This is a genomic window from Hominiventricola aquisgranensis (assembly GCF_040096225.1).
Taxonomy (GTDB): domain Bacteria; phylum Bacillota; class Clostridia; order Lachnospirales; family Lachnospiraceae; genus Hominiventricola; species Hominiventricola aquisgranensis.
Map to the genome: position 1 here is coordinate 28,611 of NZ_JBBMFC010000022.1, position 22,378 is coordinate 50,988.

Here is a 22,378-nt window from a genome sequence, read left to right on the forward strand (position 1 = left end):
ACTATGCGAATTTTCTCATGGCTGCTTCAACTACATGGCCAACCAGAACAGAAGTAGTCACGCTTCCTACTCCGCCCGGAACCGGAGTGATAGCCTCAACGATCGGCTCTACCTCGTCAAATACAGCATCACCTGCGATGGCTCCCTTGCCGCCTTTTTTGTTGATCTTTTCCGGATCCCAGTTGATGGATACGTCGATCACTACCTGACCCGGACGAACATATTCTTTTGTCAGACTGTTCAGGACACCTGCACAGGAGATCAGGATATCTGCTTCTCTTGCGATTGCCGGAACATCAACAGTCTTGGTATGGCATACGGTTACCGTTGCATTTTTGCCCATCAGCATCATAGCTGCCGGTTTTCCTACTACAAGGCTTCTTCCGATGACAACAGCATTCTTACCTTTGCAGTCGATTCCGTAGTAATCCAGGATCTCCATGCATGCCTGAGGAGTACACGGCGGGAATCCCAGTGGTTTTCCTTCAAATACACCTGCCAGAGAAAGATGTGTCATACAGTCAACATCTTTTGCCGGATCCAGTGCATTCTCGATCTCAGACTGAACTGCTTTCAGATGAGCCGGAAGCGGACGGAACATCAGAACACCGTGAATAGAATCATCTTTATTTACTTTATCAATCACTTCCAGAAGTTCTTCTTTGGATACATCTTCCGGAAGAAGGATCTTCTCAACTTCAACACCAAGGGTATCACATCTCTTAGTTGCACCTGTCTCATAAGAGATATCATCCGGTCTCTCGCCAACTCTGATGATGCCAAGCTTCGGAGAAACTCCTTTTTCTTTTAACTGTGCAACCTGTCCGATGATTTTTTCATTCAGAGCTGCGGTTACTTCTTTTCCTAATAACTGTTTTGCCATGATTATTATTCTCCCACTTTTTTGTTATCTGAGGCGTGCATTCACTGCCGCAAAAATCTCATCTGCTTTTTTGCTGTAATCAGCGATCATTTTATCTGCTTTCTCATTCAGAGAAGCTGCATACTCTTTATCTGCCATAGATTTAGTATTGATGAATACATTCAGGGAAGCTCCCAGAAGTGCTGCCTTACAGAAGGTCACACCAACACCTGCATCAGAGATAGCCAGAGCAGATCCTTTTGCTGCAAATTCCTCAATCACATCGATTGCTTCACAGCATTTTTCCATGATCTCCATGGGAACTGCGCATGCATCTTTCAGTACGATTGCCATGACACGTGCTTTCTCAGCTTTCTCTTCCTCAGTCTCGCGAGGCATTCCGTAAGCTTTTGCCAGCGGCTCAAACGCTTCTGCATCAGCCTCTACCAGACGAAGAAAATCTGCCTGCAGAGCGGTTGCTTTTTCTTTGAGCGCAATGATATCAGCCTCAACATCTGCATATTTTTTCTTGCCGACTGTCAGGCTTCCAACCATGTTGCCAAGAGCCATACCAATGGCTCCTACCAGTGCAGATGCACCACCGCCACCCGGAACCGGAGCTTTGGACGCAAGTACATCTACAAATTCTTCACAGCTGCTTTTTGTAAATCCCATATAAGTCCTCCTTATTCTGAACATGGCAGATGGCAGGGGACACCTGTTCCCTGCCTGCCATGAAATGTTTTTATTCGGAATTGTATAAGTCCTATTTGTTTTTAGAACAGACCAGTAATCTTTCCGTTCTCATCTACATCGATCTTCTCAGCAGCCGGAACCTTCGGAAGACCTGGCATGGTCATGATCTCACCGGTCAGAGCTACGATAAATCCTGCACCTGCGGAAACCTTCAGATTACGAACGGTTACTTCAAAGTCTGTCGGTGCACCAAGTTTTGTCTGATCATCTGTCAGGCTGTACTGGGTCTTAGCTACACAGATCGGACAATTAGCAAATCCAAGTGCAGTCAGCTCTTTTGCCTGTTTCTGTGCATTTGCAGTCAGAACAACTTTCTTACCACCGTAGATCTTGGTAACGATTGCGTTCAGTTTTTCCTCAATTGTAGTTCCTTCCAGTTCATAGGAATATGTGAAATCATTCGGCTGCTCGCAGAGACGAACAACTTCCTCAGCCAGCTTCACGCCGCCTTCTCCACCTTTTGCCCATACCTCGGACAGAACCACATTAACTCCAAGCTCTTTACATTTCTCCTCAACCAGCTTCAGCTCTGCTTCCGTATCGGTCGGGAATGCATTGATAGCAACTACACACGGCAGTTTGTATACATTCGTAATATTACTTACATGTTTCAGCAGGTTCGGAAGACCTTTCTCCAGTGCTTCCAGATTCTCATTATTCAGATCTGCCTTCGGAACACCACCATTGTATTTCAGAGCACGAACAGTTGCCACGATAACAACAGCATTCGGTTTCAGTCCTGCCATACGACACTTGATATCAAGGAATTTCTCGGCACCCAGATCTGCACCGAATCCAGCCTCGGTAATGGTGTAATCTGCAAGCTTCAGACACATCTTGGTAGCAGTTACAGAGTTACATCCATGAGCGATGTTAGCGAACGGTCCACCATGAACGATAGCCGGAGTTCCTTCCAGAGTCTGAACCAGGTTCGGTTTCAGAGCATCTTTCAGAAGTGCTGCCATAGCACCTTCAGCATGCAGGTCACCAGCGGTTACCGGTTTCTGCTCAGCTACTTTACCATATGTATAACCAATGATGATTCTTGCAAGTCTCTTCTTAAGGTCTGCAATATCACTTGCCAGACACAGAACTGCCATGATCTCAGATGCAACAGTGATATCATATCCGTCCTCTCTAGGCATTCCATTGGTCTTTCCGCCAAGTCCGTCTACTACATTACGAAGCTGACGGTCATTCATATCCACACATCTTCTCCAAGTGATCTTTCTCGGGTCGATGTTCAGCGCATTTCCCTGGAAGATATGGTTGTCGATCATTGCTGCCAGCAAGTTGTTAGCTGCACCAATCGCATGGAAGTCACCGGTGAAATGAAGGTTGATATCCTCCATCGGAACAACCTGTGCGTATCCGCCGCCTGCTGCTCCACCTTTTACTCCGAATACCGGTCCTAAGGACGGCTCACGGAGAGCAACCATAACCTTCTTACCAATCTTGCTCATACCATCTGCCAGACCTACGGATGTGGTGGTCTTTCCTTCTCCTGCCGGAGTCGGGTTGATAGCCGTTACAAGAATCAGTTTTCCGTTCTCACCCGGAACTTCTTTTAATAAATTGTAGTCGATTTTTGCTTTGTACTTACCGTACTGCTCCAGATATTTGTCATCAATACCTGCTTTTGCAGCAATCTCGGTAATTGGTCTTGCTTCGCACTCCTGTGCAATTTCAATGTCAGTTTTGAATCCCATAAAAGAAAATCTCCTTTCTTTAATGAACACAGTGAATATTTTTTGTGTTCTTACGCCCTTGCGTTTTTGTGATGTTTTTAACAAAGGGATTTATCTCTTTCCCCCTTGCACTGACCAAATTATATTACTTTGATAATTTTTTGACATCATACAGTTTGTACTATACACAGAGCATTTTCACAGTTGTGATTGAGAGGTCTCCAGCAACTACCATATCTTCTGCATGGAATCCAAACTGGAAATTATCACTGTACAGGATCTGAGCAGAAGGTGGAAATTCCTCGTCTCCTTCCCAGAAAATAAATCTCATACGATATCCATTGACCAGCTCAAATTCGTAGGCCACATCTCCCATATCAATCTTCTCACAGCCCGGGATTTTTTCCATTGCTTCTGAAAAAGCCTTCAGTTTATAGCCGAATCCGTAAGTAAGACGCTTGATACAGCGACCAGTAAACGGCTGAATATACAATTCTCCGTAAGTGGGTACTTCCCTGAAAGTCATGAATTTTCCGCTGGATGAAATATACTGTCCTTCCAGCAGATAACGCATGATAAATGTCTGTGCAGGAAGACTGGTCATAAGAAGATCTTTTTCCATATCCTCCTGCGGTTTGTCTAATACAGTCACATGGAAGTCCGGATATTCCACTTCATACAGATGTCCAAGGAAGCGAAGCTGAAACTTTTTTGCACTTTCATCATACAGAATGTTCAATCTTTGTGCTGCCTCTTTGGGATCTAATGTATGAAATTTGTCTAAGTAATGCTCAAAAGGGACTTCTTCTTTGTGATTTTCGATTTCCAACTATATTTCCTCCTGTTTTACGCTTGGGAACAGCGCTGTATTTGTATGAGGAATAAAGCATGCAGCCACAAATTCATCCATATAGCTTGGATCTGTACTAAGTTCCATGTATGTAATGTTATGAGCAAGCTCATGCACTTTATGCTCAGCTTCTACCGAAAGCGTCATATTATATGCGCCTGTGAGAGAAGAGTTACCAATGTAATGGAACTTATCGATCTCCACATCCGGGAACATACCGATGGTCACTGCATTTTTCATATTAATACCGCTTCCAATACCACCTGCTACATATACGTTTTCGATCATGGACACATCAAAATCCAGAGACCGGAGCATGGTACAGATAGCTGAGAAAATAGCACCCTTCGCACGGATAAAATTGTCGATATCGACTTCATTGATCTCTACATCCTTATGTCCTGCTGCTTCTTCCTTAAATGCCAGTACATAACTTCCGATTCCATAGTGATCATGACGGACACGGTCTCCTTCACGGATGAATTTACCTTTCGGACTGATGATTCCACAGCGGAACAATTCCGCAATCACGTCAATGATACCAGAACCGCAAAGACCTACTGGCTTCTGGCCTTCGTTTCCAACAATATGCAGTGTTGGTTCCATGGTCTTCGCATCAATAGAGCAAGCCTCGATAGCTCCATCCGTTGCACGCATACCACAGCTGATATCTCCGCCCTCAAATGCCGGTCCGGCTGAGCATGCACAGCTCATCATGAAATCAGAATTTCCAAATACGATCTCCCCATTGGTACCAAGGTCAATGAACAGATTAAACTCCGGTTTGTTCCAGATCATGCTGACCAGAGTACCGGCTGTAATATCTCCTCCTACATAGCTTCCGATATTCGGAGAAATGATAACCTTTGCATTGGGATGCACATCCAGGTGCAGGTCGTAGGCACTGACATCTTCTGTCTCGAAGAAATCCGGAATATAAGGTTCCATACGGAGCGGATCCGCATTGACTCCAAGAAGTAGATGATTCATAGTCGTATTGGACGCAATGCACATATGATAAATCTGGCTTCCTTTGATACCTGCCGCACGGCACATATTATGAAGCATGGGATTCAATGTCTCATCAATGATCGCTTTCTGAAGTTTCGCTTCTCCACCCGGTTTCCGGGATTCAATAATACGATTGATAACATCTGCACCATAACGGATCTGACCATTTCCGGCAGATGCCTTGGCAAGGATCGTCCCATCTCTCAGATCCAGAATAACTCCTGATACGGTAGTGGTACCAATATCAATAGCCGCTCCACAGATTCTCTGCTCTGTTACAGGTACCACGTCATAAACCAGTACACTGTGATGAAGTTTCTTCAGAACTACATTCACATGGAAATCATTGTCCCGCAGTGCATCCGGCAGCTTTTTCAATACCTGATAAGTTAATTTTACATTCTCTATTCCGGTTGCTGCCTCAATTGCCCAGGACAACCGCTCATTATCTGGCATGGTATCATCCAATGACGGAGCTGTCATCTGAAGTTCCACAACCGTAAATTCATTTTCAAAAGTAATTCCTGCATCTGCCACATCCTGCTTTGCACGGTCAAAGATGGCGACTTCTTCCGGTGAGCTAAGATCTGCCACTTTCATGCGGCTCTTATATGCAGACGCAATATCGGGTACAAGTACCGTCACATCGCCGGTTACCTTACTACAACAGGAAAGCCTCCATCCTGCAGCATAATCTTCATCTGTAATATGTCTTGTCTGTTCACTCTCTAATTCGCCACTGATATATCTGACTCTGCACTTACCGCAGGATCCGTTGCCTGAACAAGGTGCATCAATGGCTACATTTGCTTTACGCGCTACCTCCAACAGATTCTCTCCGGCTGTCACATCAACGATGGTCGAAGTGCCATCTTCATACTGAAATGTTACTTTTGGCATAATATTATTTCTCCATATTTTCTAAAAAAGCCCTGCAGGCCAAATGCAGGTCTGCGGGGCCTTTTGTTCAGGTTATTGGGCTCTAAAGCCCTTTGGCTCCAGAATCGCATCTGTGCTTCGCACATCTGCCACAGCTTACGCTGTGTACCTGATTCTGTCGCTAAATGCTCGGATAAAATCAAATACTCGCTCTGCTCGTGCTTGATTTTCTTCCTCGCATTTACATCATTGGATCCATACCTAAAGCCGGATGTCCTTTTTCAGTCAGGAATGCCAGCAATGTCTCTGGATCCGTTGCGATAGTCTCATCTCCGACCATATCGCAGAAATTGTCGATTCCGTACAGTTCTTTTGCAGTCTTATTCAGACGCTCGCTTACCTGATCCTTCAGATCCTTCGGCATCCATACGATACGCTCGATACCGCCCTCAGCCTTCATGAACTTCTTGGAAGAGATAAAGTGTTTACCATGTCCCATGAATCCAGGTGTCTGGACTCCGCCACCAGTCATGCTTGCCAGATCCGGGAAGGTCATTCCCAGCGGAGTCATGCCTGCATACTCACGGTTTGCAATAATGACACCATTAGAGAACGGCTCAATACCGCAGATACATTCAAAGCATCCGCAGGAAGTCATCGGATCTTCCATGATAGAATATAGAGTAACATGTTCCAGAGCACCCTGGGAGAATTTAGCAACTGCTTCATCTACATCCTCATAACGTCCTAATCTCTCGTCAATCACACGCTCTTTGGTGATCACCTGACACGGTCCCTCCGGATCCAGCTGATTAGTAGCTTTTGCATCCAGCCATGATACAGCACCACAAAGTCCAAGTCTCTCAGGTGTTACCACACATACATGGCTTGGAGAGAATGCCTGGCACATAATACAACTATAATATACCGGTACAGACTCGTCAGTCAAAGACTCAAGTCTCTCATCACGACGGTCGTAAGTCGGAATTGCCAACTCATGACGAAGTCTGGTACACTCAACACCATCTGTGATGATCGTTACAGAGCATTTATCAACAACTGCGTCGAACTCATTCATAATGTTACAGTACAGTACTTCTGCCAGATCTTTTGCACGGAAACCGGCCTCGAAGGTAGCTTTGCTGATACGGATACGGATCATGTCACGCTGTCCGGTATGCATCACACCTTCAATGCAGTTAAGATAACTGTGGAATTTACGCTCAAATACTGGTTCAAAGTCGGACTGCATATTCTTTCCTGCTACATTTACAATGTATGCGATCTGCTGTTTGCTTCCAACTTCCATCTGATCAAAATCCGGTCCGATCAGCTTGAATTCATGATCTTCTATTTCAGAGGCCTCTTTGGTACATACCAACTCGAAGCAGTCTACTCTGGATCCATCGAACTCTACCTGCATATCACCACGGCGGATGATCTCACCTTCATAAGTGGAGGAAAATGCAACCGGAATCGGGATTTCTGTTACTTTGATCTTGATGTTGCGAAGTTCAAGACTCTTCTTTACGGTCTCTTCATGGTTGAGAACTGACTCCAGTGCTCCCGGAACCTGCATATCGCCAAGATCAATATCAGCAACAACAGGGAATCCCAGTGCAATCGCACCTGCACCTGCAGACACAGTCACAGCATCTAAAGCTCCGAAGGTATTGACAAATGCCGGCACACGCTCTTTCGTATAAGCAAGCAGTCCAGGTAGATCTCCAGGTTTGATATTACCAAAGATCAAAGCCGCACGAATAGCAACCGTTACAACATGGATCACAGAAGTCACATCATGTCCCAGCGGAACCAGACGATAGTCAAGACCGATCTTAACACCAGCCTCTGCACACTGTTCAATCACATCACCTACCAGGAATGTCATAATACCTTTGTTCTGGTAATCTTTTACAATTTTTGCCACATCAGCGCCATTATCAGCTTTACCAAGAACAACCGCCACACCAGGAATATCACCTGTTACCAGCGGCACACCCAGAGAACGAATAACCGGATCCGGAACAAAACCGATTCCGCTGTCCTCTGCATATGGATTCTCGTTATCCACATATTTCAGAGCTTCCAGAATCTCAGCACCAACTGCAGTTGCAAGTCCTGCATTCAGGGCATCTCCCAGTTCCTCTTTATTGGTAATCAGGCTTTTTAATACTCCTACACAGGCAGGAAGATCGCCAAGACGACTAACCTTTACACCGGTTGCTGCATAGATGGTCGGAAGAAAATATGCCGTATCTCCAAAAGATACTTTCTTATCCTCACCATATTTTGCGATTGCATCGTTGACTGCACCTTCTGTCAGTCCAGCGACTGCGTTTGATCCACTGTAAATCAGATCTGTTAAAGCACTCATTTGTCATGCCTCCCATAAAATTTTTCCTGTCCTGAAGTCATTAAACTAGGGCAGACATTGTAAATAGCTAATATAAAAACATAGAGGCACAAAAAATTGTGCCTCCTGCCTTCTCAGAATTAGATCTCCAGATAGGAGTCTGCATACAGATTATTATTTTTGATGATATCACAGGATTTGATGGTCTCCATCAGTCTGAGATCGTTCGGGTTAACGATTGCAGAAGTCAGACCGTTCATCATAGCCATAGCTACCATAGCAGAGTCCATGATCGGACGGATATGTTTCGGCATACCGTTGGAGTTATTGGACAGACCACCGGTGGATTTCATACCCATATCAGAAATCATCTTAATGAACTCGAGAACCTGCATCTGTTTGTCCTGCATTCCTTTGATAACCAGGAACAGCGGATCGAACCACATATCCTCAGCAACATCCATACCATGCTCCATACCACGCTCCATCAGAGTCTGCATGTACATCATACGCTCGTCATTGTCTTTAGCGATTCCTTCGCCGTTGCAAAGAGCGATAACGATTGCGTCATTTGCTGCTGCAAGATCAACATACGCAATTCTTCCGGAAGCATCTGCAGAGTTAACGATCGGTTTTCCTTTTGCACGATTGTAAACGGAAATACCAGCCTCGATAGCTGCTACATTGGAAGTATCCAGTGCCAGCGGTACATTGTCGAAGTTGCTCTGAAGAAGCTCAACAGCCCATTTCATAAGCTCCGGTCCATCATTCTCTGCCGGTCCGATGTTTACATCAAGATAGGTAGCGCCTGCATCCAGCTGCTGTTTTGCACGTTTCAGGATCGGCTCCGGATCTCTCTCTGTAAATGCTTTGTTTACAGCCGGTGCTGTGGTGGAAAGTCTCTCACCAATGGTAACAAATTTTGCCATAGTTTTGTTCTCCTTTTTAATTCGTCAGATACCTGTCCCAAAGGAAATGTCCTAACTGGGCAGGTACTGCGATGATTTTCAATTAGATTTCGCCGTTAGCTTTCAGATCTTTCAGGAATTTAACAAGCTGTACAGCCTCGTTCGGAGCAACGATTACTTCCCAGCCCGGAAGTTTTGCTTCGATGTCGCCTTTCAGTACAGCAACTTTTCCAGGAATAATCAGCTTTCTGCATTTGATCTTCGGCTCTACGGTCTCCTGAATGAACTTGGATACAGATGTGGAAGAAAGTTTTCCTGCTGCCCAAGCAGTCAGTACGGAAAGTCCACCTGCATCGTTGATGATCAGGTTACACGGAATACCGGAACGCTCCAGCTCACCAGATACTACGAAATATGTAAGAGCAAAGTCTACAGTAGTCAGACATACGGAATTCTCATCTCCGCCATTCAGTGCATAGATGCCCGGCTCAACCTTCATCGGCTTCTGCGGATCGGTAAATACGTTCTGTCTCAGTCCGTACAGCGGAAGAGCTCTTGCGTAGTTCATGGTATCCATAACAACGATGGAACCATATTTCAGAACGAATACAGATGCCAGAGAAATCTGCATCGGCTCATCGTTCGGAGCGATCTTGCACAGATTAACAATAGACGGATATCCGAAGGTTCTGTCCGGATTCTTAGCCAGGCAGGCACGTCTGACCTGAACAGTTGTTGAGAAGGTCTCTTTGATCGTAGCTCCTGTAGTATTCAGAACAAGGTCTTTGTAACCAAGTTTCTCAATAGCTGCGGTAGTATCATACAATTCGTTGATATCAGCGCCAGATACACCAAGTACAACACCTGCTGCTTTAGCAACCTCAACCATTGCCTCGTAGTTGGAAGCATTTGCTCCATCCAGGATCGGTTTTTCAGCCTTACATACTTCCAGAGCAGCTTTTGCAGCTTCTACATCAGTACAGGAAAGGATGATGGTTTTGCCGATACCAGTTACTTTCTTAACAGCCTCAACATATGCAGCAACATCTCCTGTATACTCTACATATACCATCTCAGCATGCATTCTCTCACCGATACGCTCATAATCAACTTTATTGGACTCAGCCAGAGCAGCGTCGATATCCATATCCGGAGACAGTTTTACTGCAAATCTTGTTTTGCTTACGAAAGTTTTCTCATGTCTTGCAAGAACAGTCTCTCCTCCGAGGGTGTACTCTGCGTCGCCAGTACCAACTTTGATGGATTTCATTGGCGGAGCAGTTGCCTCAGACAGAGTTGCAAGTGCATCTGCAGACATATGCGGACATTTGCTGAGTTCTACAGCACCCTGCGCTACTTTCATGGCAAATGCCATACAGGTCGGGCTTCCGCACTCCTTACAGTTAGTTTTCGGTGTTAATTTAAAGATGTCTAATCCTTTTAAAGCCATTGTATTTTCCTCCTCCCTCTTACATCATTTCTTTGATCAACTTAGAGATCGTTGCAACAGAAGTCGGATGTTTCAAAATGACTGCGTTAGAACCACAGGCAAGTACAGATGCAGCGGTAGATACTTCCATACCAATACCACGTTCTTCCTGATTTCCCCACTCCGGCATATCATCTTCAGAAGCCATAGCCTCTTTTACATTCCATGCCTCATCAGCTACCGGTGTGATGATCGGCATCTGAAGCTGTGCATCAGCCTGTCCAAGTGCTGCTGCTTTTACACGATCCATAGTAGATACTACATACTCGAAACCATATCCGACTGCTGCAGTACCAACGTTCATAACGATGTTGCTCGGTGCGACACCAAGCTGAGAGAGTAATACATTAAGCTGTTTTGCAAGGTTGATATCTACTGCAGACTCAGCTCCAACCTTCTGGTTGTATGCAAGACCTGCTGCAGCTCCGATACCTTTGTAATCCTCTTCCTTAGCGGACAGGATGATCACATTTTTACCCTGAGCAACTTCAGCGGCTTTGGATAAAAGCTCACCGTCTTTTGCCACATTTTTACATCCAGCGATAACAAGCGGTACGTCGATGGCGTCAACAACCTCTTTGACTGCTTTCATGCACTCTTCTGTGGTCTTGTCTGCGCCGTTGGGGTCTGCGCCCTCAAGCTTCAGGCATACAAAATCTGCACCCGGCATCTCGGCTGCTTTTTTAGCGATCTCGCCGATAGTGGTACATCCTTCATAGTATGCTTTTACACCTGCCGGCTCGTTCTCCAGACCAAGGTCAGAGATCATAACGCCGATCTTCGGTGCGTTTTCGATCGGAGCGTCAAATGTATATAACGGTAATACATTCTCGCCACCGATTTTCACTGCTTTATCACCACAGCCGAACTCAACTGTATTGATGGAAGCGTTGAATTTTCCTGATTTTCCATTGAATGGCATTGGTACATTTCCTCCTTAAAAACATTTCGTCAAAATTATAACACAAAAATCTGAATTGTAAAAGACTTTCATGCATTCCAAAAGGGCAACCCTGTGTGGGTACAGGGTTCCCCTTTGAACTCAGGCTCAAGAATCGCATCTGTGCTTCGCACATCTGCCACAGCTTACTCTGCGTACGGATTCATTAGATAGGCTCTAAAAATGCTTCGCATTTTTAGAGCTAAGGAACCCGTCTTCCTGACGGAAGCCTCACCGTCTGTGCAAAGCACATCCGGCAAATCCGCTATGCGGATTTGGTTCCTTACATCATCGGATCCATTCCAAGTGCCGGATGTCCTTTTTCGGTAAGGAATTCCAGCAGTGTCTCCGGATCAGTTGCGATGGTCTCATCACCAACCATATCGCAGAAGTTGTCGATACCATACAGCTCTTTTGCTGTCTCGTTCAATCTTTCTGCAACCTGCTCCTTCAGATCTTTCGGCATCCATACGATACGCTCGATACCGCCCTCAGCCTTCATGAACTTCTTGGAAGAGATAAAGTGTTTTCCATGTCCCATGAATCCAGGAGTCTGAACTCCACCACCGGTCATACTTGCCAGATCCGGGAAGGTCATTCCAAGCGGAGTCATGCCAGCATACTCACGGTTTGCGATGATAACACCGTTAGAGAATGGCTCAATACCACAGATGCACTCGAAGCATCCGCAGGATGTCATCGGATCTTCCATGATGGAGTACAGGGTTACATGCTCAAGAGCACCCTGGGATAATTTAGCAACTGCTTCATCAACGTCCTCGTAACGTCCAAGGTTCTCATCAATAACACGCTCTTTGGTGATTACCTGACACGGTCCCTGAGGATCCAGCTGATGGGTAGCTTTTGCATCCAGCCATGATACAGCACCGCAAAGACCAAGTCTCTCAGGTGTTACTACACATACATGGCTTGGGGAGAATGCCTGGCACATAATACAGCTATAATATACCGGAACGGACTCATCAGTCAGAGAAGTAAGTCTCTCATCACGACGATCATATGCCGGAACAGCCAGCTCATGACGAAGCTTGGTACACTCTTCAGCATCAGTTACAATAGTAATTGCACATTTATCAACAACTGCGTCAAACTCATTTTTAATATTTGCATACAGAACTTCTGCAAGATCCTTTGCTCTGAAGCCTGCATCGAATGTATTTTTGCTGATACGAATACGGATCATATCACGCTGACCGGTATGCATAACACCCTCGATACAGTTAATGTAGCTGTGGAATTTACGTTCAAATACCGGCTCGAAGTCAGACTGCATATTCTTTCCTGCTACATCTACGATGTAAGCGATCTGCTGTTTGCTTCCAACTTCCATCTGGTCGAAATCCGGTCCCACAAGAGTAAACTTGTGATCCTCAACTTCGCTTGCATCCTTAGTACATACAAGCTCGAAACAGTCTTTTCTGGAACCATCGAACTCAACCTGCATATCTCCACGACGGATGATCTCGCCCTCAAATGCAGATGCAAAGGATACCGGGATGTCGATCTTGGTGATCTTAATCTTGATATCGCGTGCTTCAAGAGAAGTAGCATTAAATTTGGATACATCCTCCTGAACGATCAGGCTCTTCGGTACACGGAAGATGTTCTCTGTCTCGTTGGTAACAACCGGGAAACCAAGTGCGATTGCGCCTGCACCGCAAGCTACAACTACGTCATCCAGCGGTTTGAATGCGTTTACGAATGCTGGTACACGCTCGAAGGTGTATTTCATCAGTGCGCCTGCATCGCCAGGTGTTACGTTACCGAAGATCAGTGCTGCACGAAGTGCAACAGATACAACGTGAATAACTGCTGTTACATCCTTACCCAGCGGTACGATACGTACAGCGTTGCCCATCTTCAGGCCTGCCTCTACACACTGATCGATCACTCCGCCTACCAGCGTAACCAGGATACCCTGTGCCTGATAGCTCTTAACCAGCTCAACTGCTTCTTCTTTGCTCGGAGCACTTCCAAGGATAACTGCAACGCCCGGGATATCTCCGGTTACCAGCGGCACACCCAGCTCACGGATGATAGCATCTGCAAGATGTCCGTAACACGGCTCGCTGTACGGTTCTGCACCGTTGATATATTTCAGAACTTCGATAAACTCTGCACACAGAGCTGTTGCAACACCGCTCATGAATGCATCATTCAGTCTTTTTTCTCTGGTCATAAGAGTTTTTACAACTCCAAGAGCCTCTTTTAATTCTCCAAGATTGGTAACTTTTGTACCAGTTACGGCGTAGTAGCAGGGAAGGCTGTAAGCAGTGTTCGGGAAAGCTACTGCCTGATCTGCTCCGTACTGAGCAATTGCTCCATCGATGGCAGCCTCAGTCAGTCCATAGACTGCATCGTTGCCGCCGAATACTCTATCAAATAATGTCACGGTATTATACCTCCAAATTTTAATTCGATTGATCGAGGATTTCCTTGATCTTTCGGATCTCCTCCTTTGCAGACTCGCTGACGTCATATGGTGACTTGCCCTGGCGGTCTGCGTCTATCACTTCCGGGTTGTAATGGATAAATCCAAGTAAATCTTCCGCCGGAATCTTCGAGCGGACAAATTCTTCATCCTCTGTGCCACGAACTTTGTTTGCGACTACGCGAACCTTCTTCACACCCAGGTCCTCAGCCAGTCGCTTGACATTCTTATATGTCTGCACGCTTCTGGCGCCTGGCTCGATCACGACAACAAACTGTTCCATGGATTCGCATGTACCGCGGCCCAGATGCTCCAGACCAGCCTCCATGTCCATGATCACCACATCATTGCTGCGGAGGATCAGATGATTAATGATTCGTTTCAGCATTACATGTTCCGGGCAAACACATCCGCCGCCGCCGGTCTCAACCGTACCAAGCAGCAGAAGTTTCACACCATTATATACTTTACTATATGTATCAGGGATGTCGTCCACCTTTGGGTTCAGCTTATACATCTGATTATCCGGGCCCGCACCTGTCCGCTCTTCGATGAGTCTTCTCATCTTGGAGATCGGAGTGATCGAATCCAGAATCTCTTCCGGAAATCCAAGCGCCAGTCCCAGATTTGCATCTGGATCCACATCGGCTGCCAGAACTGTGCGTCCCTCCTCTGCATATAATCTTGCAAGGGTGGCTGCAAAGGTCGTCTTTCCGACTCCGCCCTTTCCGGTAATTGCTATTTTCACTTTCTATTCCCTCCGGTCATCAATTTACTTTTTTCATCCGGATTAGATTCCGATTGCGGTTCTCTTCTCTTCGATACGCTCGATCATCAGATCACACAGCTTATCGATATCGGTCTCAACAGTGTAAGCAGCCTCAACCCAATCACGAACGCCATTGGTCAGCCACTCGCCCATCTCGCTGGAACCAGATACATACGGATCAACACCAAGGAAGGTATCAATACCAGTAGCTACTACATAGTTTCCGATGGAAACTGCTTTCTCAGACATCCACTCAGGAGCACATCCTACAACCGGAAGCTGAGAAATCTTAAGGCCAGAGTCTTTTGCAAGCTCAGATACAAGGATCATCATACGGCTGATATCTACGCAGGATCCCATATGAAGTACCGGTGGGATATCTGCCAGCTCACATACTCTCTTCAGACCTGCACCACAGAGATCTTTTGCGGATTTATCCATCAGACCTGCTTTTGCAGCAGCCTGTGCAGAACATCCGGATGCTACGACTACGATATCGTTAGCGATCAGTTTCTTCATCATCTCGATATGTGCATAGTCCGGGCGGATCTTCGGATTGTTACATCCAACCATTGCAACTGCACCACGGATAACACCAGATGTTACACACTCAAGAAGCGGTTTGGTTGTTCCGGTTACATCTACCTGGCTGTTGGTAACACCGTCAAGTACTTTCACAAGTGCTTCCAGAGAATATCCAACAGTTGCTTTCTGCTTCATATCCGGGATATATACAAGATCCGGTTTACGGTTCTTGAAGTTCTCACATGCAGTCATAACGATCTGTTTTGCTTTCTCTGCTGCGGTTCCTACATCAAAACGGATGTAATCGGAATCCGGCATCTGAGCGATCGGTGAAGTGGTGATGAACTTGGTATGGAAACATTTGCTCAGAGGTCCAAGTGCCGGGAAGATACACTGAACGTCTACTACGATAGCCTCACATGCTCCAGTCAGGACTACATTCTCCTGCTGCAGGAAGTTACCAGCCATCGGAATACCACGACGCATTGCTACCTCATTGGAAGTACAGCATACACCAGATACGGTGATTCCCTTAGCACCCATGCTCTTTGCATATGCGATCATCTCCGGATCATCTGCATATTCACAGACCATCTCGGACAGTGACGGATCATGTCCATGTACTACGATGTTTACGTTCTCAGCATTCATAACGCCAAGGTTTGCTTCGGTGTCAATTGGCTTCGGAGTTCCGAACAGTACGTCAGAGAACTCAGTACCACACATGGAACCGCCCCATCCATCAGCAAGACCTGCTCTTAAGGACTGACGAACCAGTGCTTCCGGCTTTGATGAACATCCCATATGAGTCATATGTAAGGAAGCAGCAACTTCACGGTCAATTGCTCTCGGCTCGATCTCTGCGTCATGCCACAGCTTCTGGGTATGCTCCGGAGCTCTCTTCAGCCATCTCTGAACACCAAACGGTTTACCATATTCCATCAGAGCCAGTTCTGCCATCTCATGAGCCAGATCATAGATATCTTTTCCTTCTGTCTCTACACCCCACTCTTTTGCGATGCGGATCAGTTTCTCAGGATCTTTTACTTTGTAAGCGCCATTCGGATCTGCTGCATACAGGGTATGACAGATCTCACGTCCATGATCAGAGTGAGTAGCTGCTCCACCGGCAGTAAATTTCAGATAGTTACGTCCTACGATACCATGAGCATCACATCCACAGATTCCTCTCGGAGCCTTCGGAGTAATACGACAAGGTCCCATTGCACAGATACGACAGCAGATACCCTGCTCTCCGAATTTACAATGCGGGGTCTGATTCTTTACACGAATCTGCCATGCGTCAGCACCGACTTTCGCGCCGGTCTCAAGCAGTCGGTTAGTCGCTGCTTCCATCTCTTCGACTGTTGTTAATTTAAAGTCTCCCATATAAATCTCCTTTTACGCGGTCAGGTCATCTCCTTTTTATAATTCCAGACCGTCCATGATTTTGTATAACGCCTGTCTGACAGGATTGTCTTCCGGAAGCTGTGTGGTCGGTGTTCCGGCACTGTCAAACTCATATACGCCTTCATCCTGGGGAACGACTCCCAGAAGTTCCAGGTTTTGTTTCTCAATTTCTTCCCGGACGCCATCGTTCAGTACTCCCTTAGGAGCACGGTTTACGATCAAACCGATCTTCTTCGGTTTTAATCCACATTCAGGAACCAAACGGGCGATACGTCCAACCGCCTGAATTCCCCTGCGTGAGCAATCGCTGACCAGAATCACCGTGTCAACGCCGGGAAGGATACCTCTGCTGATATGTTCCATTCCTGCTTCGTTGTCCACGACCACATAATTGTAATTCTGGGCACGTTTGGCAACCTGGGCAGATAACAGACCATTTACAAAACAATAACATCCTTTTCCCTGTGTATGTCCCATCACTAACAGGTCGTAATCATCTTCCTCCACCAGTGCGGAATCAAACTTAAATTCAGTATAGTCCTGTTTGGACATTCCTTTCGGAATCGGGCTTTCATTGGAAAGCTCTGCATTTGACAGCTCATCGCGGATATCTCCCAGTGTCATCTCCACTTCTACACCGAGGACTTCGTTCAAGTTGGAATTTGCGTCTGCATCCACTGCCAGGATCGGGCCTTTCTTCTGCTCGGCAAGACGCTGAATCATCATGCCGGTCAATGTAGTCTTTCCTACACCGCCTTTTCCGGCTACTGCAATTGTATATGGCATAACTGTCATCTCCTAAACTAGTTTACTTCTTGATAATTTGTTCGAAGGCTTATGTACCTTCTCTTTAAATTTTTCTATATGAGCGGATTACCACCTCCATATGGTAAATTTTATGTTCGCAGGCAGAATCACATCATCCAGGCATGCTCAGGATCCAGATACCTGTCTGCACTAACAATCAGACTGTATCCACAGCCTGATTGTTGTAACCTTTCATGGAGTTTAATTGTTTGTACAGTTGATCTTTACAACCGAGTTTGCCAGGTCCACCATGGTAATGGCGCCTTCCACAGTGATCTCCATGCCCATAATATCTCTGATGCGGATGGTTGTTCCATCTACATCAATTCTGCTTGCATTTTTCAGCAGGATCGTTTCGTCCTCCTGCTTTTTACCATAAATTGTTGCAAGACACATTGGTTAATCCCTCCTCTACTGAACAAGAGAAAGCGCAATGGATAATCTCATATTACCCTTTTCGAAATCTTCAACACCCTTTTCAATCTGGGCTGCTGCATCATCCTTGCCCTGTTCGCGCAGGTGTTTGGCGATCTCTGCCAGTTCTCTTGCATGATGCTTATTGTGATCCAGCATATATGCCAGAACAGCGGTGTCTTCGTCTTTTGGCTGTGCTCCGTGATCATGACCGCATCCGCAGTGTGCATGTTCGTGATCATGTTCCCCCTCATGGGTATGTGCATGAGTATGAGTCACGCCATCATGTGTATGTTCATGGCTGTGCTCATGATCGTGACCGCCGCATCCGCATCCACAATGACTATGTTCTTCATTCGTTACGTGCATTCGACTTGCCTCCTTTTTTGTCAAATCCTATATCAAAATTTGCATTCTGTTAATTTTTTGACATTATTATAATGTATTATACCCCCCAGGGGGATTTTTAGCAAGCTATTTTCAATAAATTCAACAAATAAATCTATAGAAAATGCATCAAAAAGGAGCCGCCTGTTTTTTCAGGCAGCCCCCATAATAGCTTCAATATTTTTTAGATTTCAGCTGCTTTCAACAGGTCCGGGATCTTGGACTCCCATCCAAGTGCCATGATATGTACACCCTGGCAGTATGGCTTACACTCTTTGATAATACGTGCAGCGATCTCAACGCCCGTGATACCTGCTTTGGTTTTCTCTTTGTCTGCCTTCAGCTCTTCGATCATCTCGTCCGGAACATGAATACCGGCAACATTGTTATTCATGAATTTTGCCATTCCAGCTGACTTCGGAATGATGATACCAACCTGTACCGGTTTTCCGAACTGTTTTGCTTTCTCCATGAATTTGATGAATTTCTCCGGCTCAAATACTGCCTGAGTCTGGAAGTAATCTGCACCTGCAGCAACTTTTCTTTCCATCTTTGCAAGCTGTGCATCAACAGAATCGCTGCACGGAGATACAACTGCTCCCTTGGAGAATTTTGGCGGCTCGCCAACCAGTTCATTTCCACCCAGATCTTTGCCTGACTCCAGAAGCTTCACAGTATGAAGAAGGGATACAGAATCCAGGTCAAATACCGGCTTTGCCTGCGGATGATCACCCATCTTGGTATGATCGCCAGTCAGACAGAGAATGTTCTCAATGCCGAACATAGCAGCGCTCAGAAGATCAGACTCCAGAGCGATACGGTTTCTGTCACGACATGCAAGCTGGAAGATCGGATCCATGCCAGCATCTTTGAGAACTTTACACATTGCAAGAGATCCAAGACGCATAACAGAAGACTGATTATCTGTTACATTCACTGCATGAACACCTTTAAGATAGGTCTTTGCCTCTTCTACAAGCTCGTCTACATGGATTCCTTTTGGCGGTCCTACTTCTGCAGAAACTACAAATTCACCACGGTCGAATAATTCTTTCATTTTCATCGTATATTTGCTCCAATCCTTTTATTTTACATCATCGTCTGTTGCGAAGTTATGGATCTGTGTCGGACATTTCAGTACATCCAGCCGTCCGATCTCTTTCAGGCGTCTGTAGATACGCTCCCATCCGCATTCCATATCACTGTCTACTTCACATTTACCATTCTTGGAACCACCACACTGACCATTTACAAGGCTCTTGGAACATGCCGTGATCGGACAGATCCCGCCTGTCAGGTTCAGATAGCACTCACCGCACTGGTCACATTTGTACTCCAGCGGTGTCACGCCCTGGAAACCAGGTACCGGGTATGTATCGCAGGCTGCGCAGACCATCTTATTATCCAGATATTCCGCAACGGTCTGTACACCCACACCGCAGGAGAATACTAAAACCAGGTCTGCTTCCTGGATCTTGCTCATATGTTTCTTAAGACGTAATTCCATGTTTTCCGGGTTGCAGATATAATCCGTTGTCATGATTCCTGTCACATTTCCTTCAGCGGCAAGTTCCTTCTGAAGTTCAACAGCTTCTTTTTCCGGAAAACGAACTTCTTTGCATCCATGACAGTTGATGATAAAAACTTTCTTTCCAGCTGTCAGGGAAGTGATCGTTTCTTTTGCTTTTAACTGGGTAATCAACATATTACTTCATCCCCCTTACTGCACCTTTTCCGGCTTTGATACTGTTGATGATCGGAATCTTGGAAGAACAGATATACTGACAGCATCTGCACTCTACGCAATCCATCACGTTCATGTCTTTCATTCCCTGCCAGTTCTCTTCTTTTGCATATTTAACAAAATACAGAGGAGAAAGTTCCATCGGGCAGACATCTACGCAGCGGCCGCACTTGATACACGGCTGTTCTTTTGTCTCATCCGGTTCAATAGCAATAATACCATTGGAGCCTTTCATCATCGGCACTTCCAGTGTATTCAGAGGGAATCCCATCATCGGTCCGCCCATCTTAACCAGAACATCATCATCCGTAAATCCACCACAATAGTCGATCAGATCTTTTACGCTGGTACCAATCTTGATAATAAAGTTGCCCGGGTTCTTGATCTTCTCGCCTGTTATAGTTGTAACACGCTCGATCAGCGGCATACCTTTCTGAATCGCATCGGAAATTGCTTTTACGGTACTGATATTATCTACGATAACACCAACATCTGCAGGGAGACCGCCGCTTGGAACCTTTCTTCCCATCACGCGCTTAATCAGAGTCTTCTCAGCGCCCTGCGGATACTTGGTTTTTGCAACAAACACTTCCATGTTGCCAATATTTGCAACTTTTTCCTGCATCAATTCAATGGCATCTGGCTTGTTATCCTCGATCACAATGATACCCTTCTCGGCACCTGTTGTCTTGAGGATTGCTTTCAGTCCAAAAATAATGTCATCCGCAAACTCAAGGAGAACCTTGTGGTCTGCTGTTAAATAAGGCTCACATTCACATCCGTTGAGAAGAATCGTATCAACTGGTTTGGCCGGTTTCAGTTTGACGCAGGTCGGGAAACCTGCACCACCCATACCAACGATTCCTGCTTCTTTGACAATCTCAATGATCTCATCCGGAGTCAGACTGTCAAGATCACCATGCGGCTGAACGGATTCGTGCAGAGTATCTTTTCCATCCGATTCAATTACAACAGCCATTACTTCACTGCCTCTGGTACCATGCATACGCGGCTCTACTGCAACAACAGTTCCGCTTACGCTGGAATGTACCGGTGCACTGATAAATCCAGCAGCTTCACCGATCTTCTGACCAACTTTAACCTTATCTCCAACCTGAACGATCGGATTGGCCGGTGCTCCAAGATGCTGTGACATAGAGATCACAAGAGTCTTCGGTTCCGGGAATCTCTTCAGATCAATATGCTCACTGAATTCCTTATGCTCTGACGGATGGACGCCTCCATAGTATCCATTCAGTCTGTCTTCTCTGATGGACTTCACATACTCGTTGATTACCTTGAAGTTCACTTTAGAGAAATCGCGCACCTGTACCGGCTGGTTGAGGAATTCTTCCAGACGGCCCTGAGCAGCCAGTCTCTGGTAGATCTTTTCCCACGCACAGTCTTTGTTGGGATCTACTTCACATTTTCCATTCTTTGCGCCACCGCACTGTCCATTCACAAGGCTCTTGGAACAGTCGACGATCGGACAGACACCTCCGGTCACATTCAGATAGCACTGTGCACATGCGTCACAGCTCTTCTTAGTAAGTGCCATACCGTGATGTCCTCTGTAATTCAGAGTGTTGCTTGCAGCAATAACCGGCTTTCCAGCCAGATCTGCAACTGTCTGAATACCAAGGCCGCAGGAAATCACTACTACATTCTCTGTTCCTTCCGGAATCAGATCCTGTAATTTTCTTTCTGTATGCATCTTATTGCATAAGAAATCAACTTTCGCACTGCCTGTAACGGTCTTTCCCTGCTCGGCAGCGATTTTCAGAAATTCATCGCAATCCGGTTCATCAACAGTCTCAAATTCTTTGAAACATTTGTTGCAGGCAATCACAAAAAGGTTGTCTTTGCCTTCCAGTACGGATGCGAGCTCTTCACTGCTTTTCAGCCTGTACTTCGTATAGTTTTCCAATTGCTCACCTTCCTTATAAAAATTTATGTTCTTATGAGCAGTCCTTTCTCTCTGCATAAAAAAGAACTGCAAAAGCCCAATAAATAAGCTTTCCACATACTGCCTAGTTAAATGTATCACAAAACAGATGTTTTATCCAGTTTTAATAGCAAATTTTATAAAATATTTTTATGATTGCAACAGGATTTTTTATAATTTTACACT

18 protein-coding genes are annotated in these 22,378 nt (G+C 45.7%); all 18 read right to left on the reverse strand.

The annotated features are described in order from the left end of the window. Window position 1: 1 nt before the first annotated feature. The 18 genes from WMO62_RS11930 to rsxC all read right to left on the reverse strand — a co-directional run bounded on the left by WMO62_RS11930 (window position 2) and on the right by rsxC (window position 22,174). Window positions 2–883 carry a tetrahydrofolate dehydrogenase/cyclohydrolase catalytic domain-containing protein gene (locus WMO62_RS11930; RefSeq protein WP_147600587.1) on the reverse strand — a complete coding sequence of 294 codons (882 nt, stop codon included), beginning with the start codon at window positions 881–883 and terminating at the stop codon, window positions 2–4. A 24-nt stretch (window positions 884–907) separates the two neighbouring features. Further along, the gene (locus WMO62_RS11935; protein WP_117495978.1) at window positions 908–1,537 is read right to left on the reverse strand and encodes a cyclodeaminase/cyclohydrolase family protein; all 630 of its coding nucleotides are present in this window, start codon (window positions 1,535–1,537) and stop codon (window positions 908–910) included. Between the two features lie 101 nt (window positions 1,538–1,638). Then, a complete protein-coding gene (locus WMO62_RS11940) occupies window positions 1,639–3,327 on the reverse strand; it encodes a formate--tetrahydrofolate ligase (RefSeq protein ID WP_117495977.1) in 1,689 nt (562 codons plus the stop codon). A 160-nt stretch (window positions 3,328–3,487) separates the two neighbouring features. Then, window positions 3,488–4,135: a DUF3786 domain-containing protein gene (locus WMO62_RS11945; RefSeq protein WP_349144802.1), complete on the reverse strand. Its 648-nt coding sequence runs from the start codon at window positions 4,133–4,135 to the stop codon at window positions 3,488–3,490. Continuing rightward, on the reverse strand, window positions 4,136–6,067 hold the full coding sequence (gene acsV, locus WMO62_RS11950; RefSeq protein ID WP_147600585.1) for a corrinoid activation/regeneration protein AcsV: 1,932 nt from the start codon (window positions 6,065–6,067) through the stop codon (window positions 4,136–4,138). A gap of 220 nt (window positions 6,068–6,287) precedes the next feature. Continuing rightward, window positions 6,288–8,423 carry an acetyl-CoA decarbonylase/synthase complex subunit alpha/beta gene (gene acsB, locus WMO62_RS11955; RefSeq protein ID WP_349144803.1) on the reverse strand — a complete coding sequence of 712 codons (2,136 nt, stop codon included), beginning with the start codon at window positions 8,421–8,423 and terminating at the stop codon, window positions 6,288–6,290. Between the two features lie 119 nt (window positions 8,424–8,542). After that, complete coding sequence (gene acsE / locus WMO62_RS11960) at window positions 8,543–9,331, reverse strand: carbon monoxide dehydrogenase/acetyl-CoA synthase methytransferase subunit (RefSeq protein WP_118510369.1); 789 nt, start codon at window positions 9,329–9,331, stop codon at window positions 8,543–8,545. A gap of 82 nt (window positions 9,332–9,413) precedes the next feature. Then, window positions 9,414–10,760: an acetyl-CoA decarbonylase/synthase complex subunit gamma gene (acsC, locus tag WMO62_RS11965; RefSeq protein ID WP_117495971.1), complete on the reverse strand. Its 1,347-nt coding sequence runs from the start codon at window positions 10,758–10,760 to the stop codon at window positions 9,414–9,416. A 19-nt stretch (window positions 10,761–10,779) separates the two neighbouring features. Further along, on the reverse strand, window positions 10,780–11,721 hold the full coding sequence (gene acsD / locus WMO62_RS11970; protein ID WP_117495970.1) for an acetyl-CoA decarbonylase/synthase complex subunit delta: 942 nt from the start codon (window positions 11,719–11,721) through the stop codon (window positions 10,780–10,782). A gap of 301 nt (window positions 11,722–12,022) precedes the next feature. Then, complete coding sequence (acsB, locus tag WMO62_RS11975) at window positions 12,023–14,152, reverse strand: acetyl-CoA decarbonylase/synthase complex subunit alpha/beta (RefSeq protein WP_349144804.1); 2,130 nt, start codon at window positions 14,150–14,152, stop codon at window positions 12,023–12,025. A gap of 19 nt (window positions 14,153–14,171) precedes the next feature. Beyond that, the gene (locus WMO62_RS11980) at window positions 14,172–14,939 is read right to left on the reverse strand and encodes an ATP-binding protein (RefSeq protein ID WP_117495968.1); all 768 of its coding nucleotides are present in this window, start codon (window positions 14,937–14,939) and stop codon (window positions 14,172–14,174) included. 42 nt (window positions 14,940–14,981) lie between these two features. Beyond that, entirely contained in the window at window positions 14,982–16,874 is a 1,893-nt protein-coding gene (gene cooS / locus WMO62_RS11985; protein ID WP_349144805.1) for an anaerobic carbon-monoxide dehydrogenase catalytic subunit, read from the reverse strand. A 36-nt stretch (window positions 16,875–16,910) separates the two neighbouring features. Continuing rightward, the gene (locus WMO62_RS11990; protein ID WP_117495966.1) at window positions 16,911–17,681 is read right to left on the reverse strand and encodes an ATP-binding protein; all 771 of its coding nucleotides are present in this window, start codon (window positions 17,679–17,681) and stop codon (window positions 16,911–16,913) included. Between the two features lie 222 nt (window positions 17,682–17,903). Then, window positions 17,904–18,098, reverse strand: a complete 195-nt coding sequence (locus WMO62_RS11995) for a CooT family nickel-binding protein (protein WP_349144806.1) — start codon at window positions 18,096–18,098, stop codon at window positions 17,904–17,906. A 15-nt stretch (window positions 18,099–18,113) separates the two neighbouring features. After that, window positions 18,114–18,485: a DUF8180 domain-containing protein gene (locus WMO62_RS12000; RefSeq protein WP_147600579.1), complete on the reverse strand. Its 372-nt coding sequence runs from the start codon at window positions 18,483–18,485 to the stop codon at window positions 18,114–18,116. Window positions 18,486–18,687: 202 nt separating this feature from the next. Continuing rightward, window positions 18,688–19,566: a methylenetetrahydrofolate reductase gene (locus WMO62_RS12005; protein ID WP_117495963.1), complete on the reverse strand. Its 879-nt coding sequence runs from the start codon at window positions 19,564–19,566 to the stop codon at window positions 18,688–18,690. A gap of 21 nt (window positions 19,567–19,587) precedes the next feature. Continuing rightward, a complete protein-coding gene (locus tag WMO62_RS12010; protein ID WP_117495962.1) occupies window positions 19,588–20,208 on the reverse strand; it encodes a methylenetetrahydrofolate reductase C-terminal domain-containing protein in 621 nt (206 codons plus the stop codon). A gap of 1 nt (window position 20,209) precedes the next feature. Beyond that, window positions 20,210–22,174 (reverse strand): electron transport complex subunit RsxC, encoded by a 1,965-nt coding sequence (gene rsxC, locus WMO62_RS12015; RefSeq protein WP_349144807.1) that lies wholly within the window; start codon window positions 22,172–22,174, stop codon window positions 20,210–20,212. Between the last annotated feature and the right edge of the window lie 204 nt (window positions 22,175–22,378).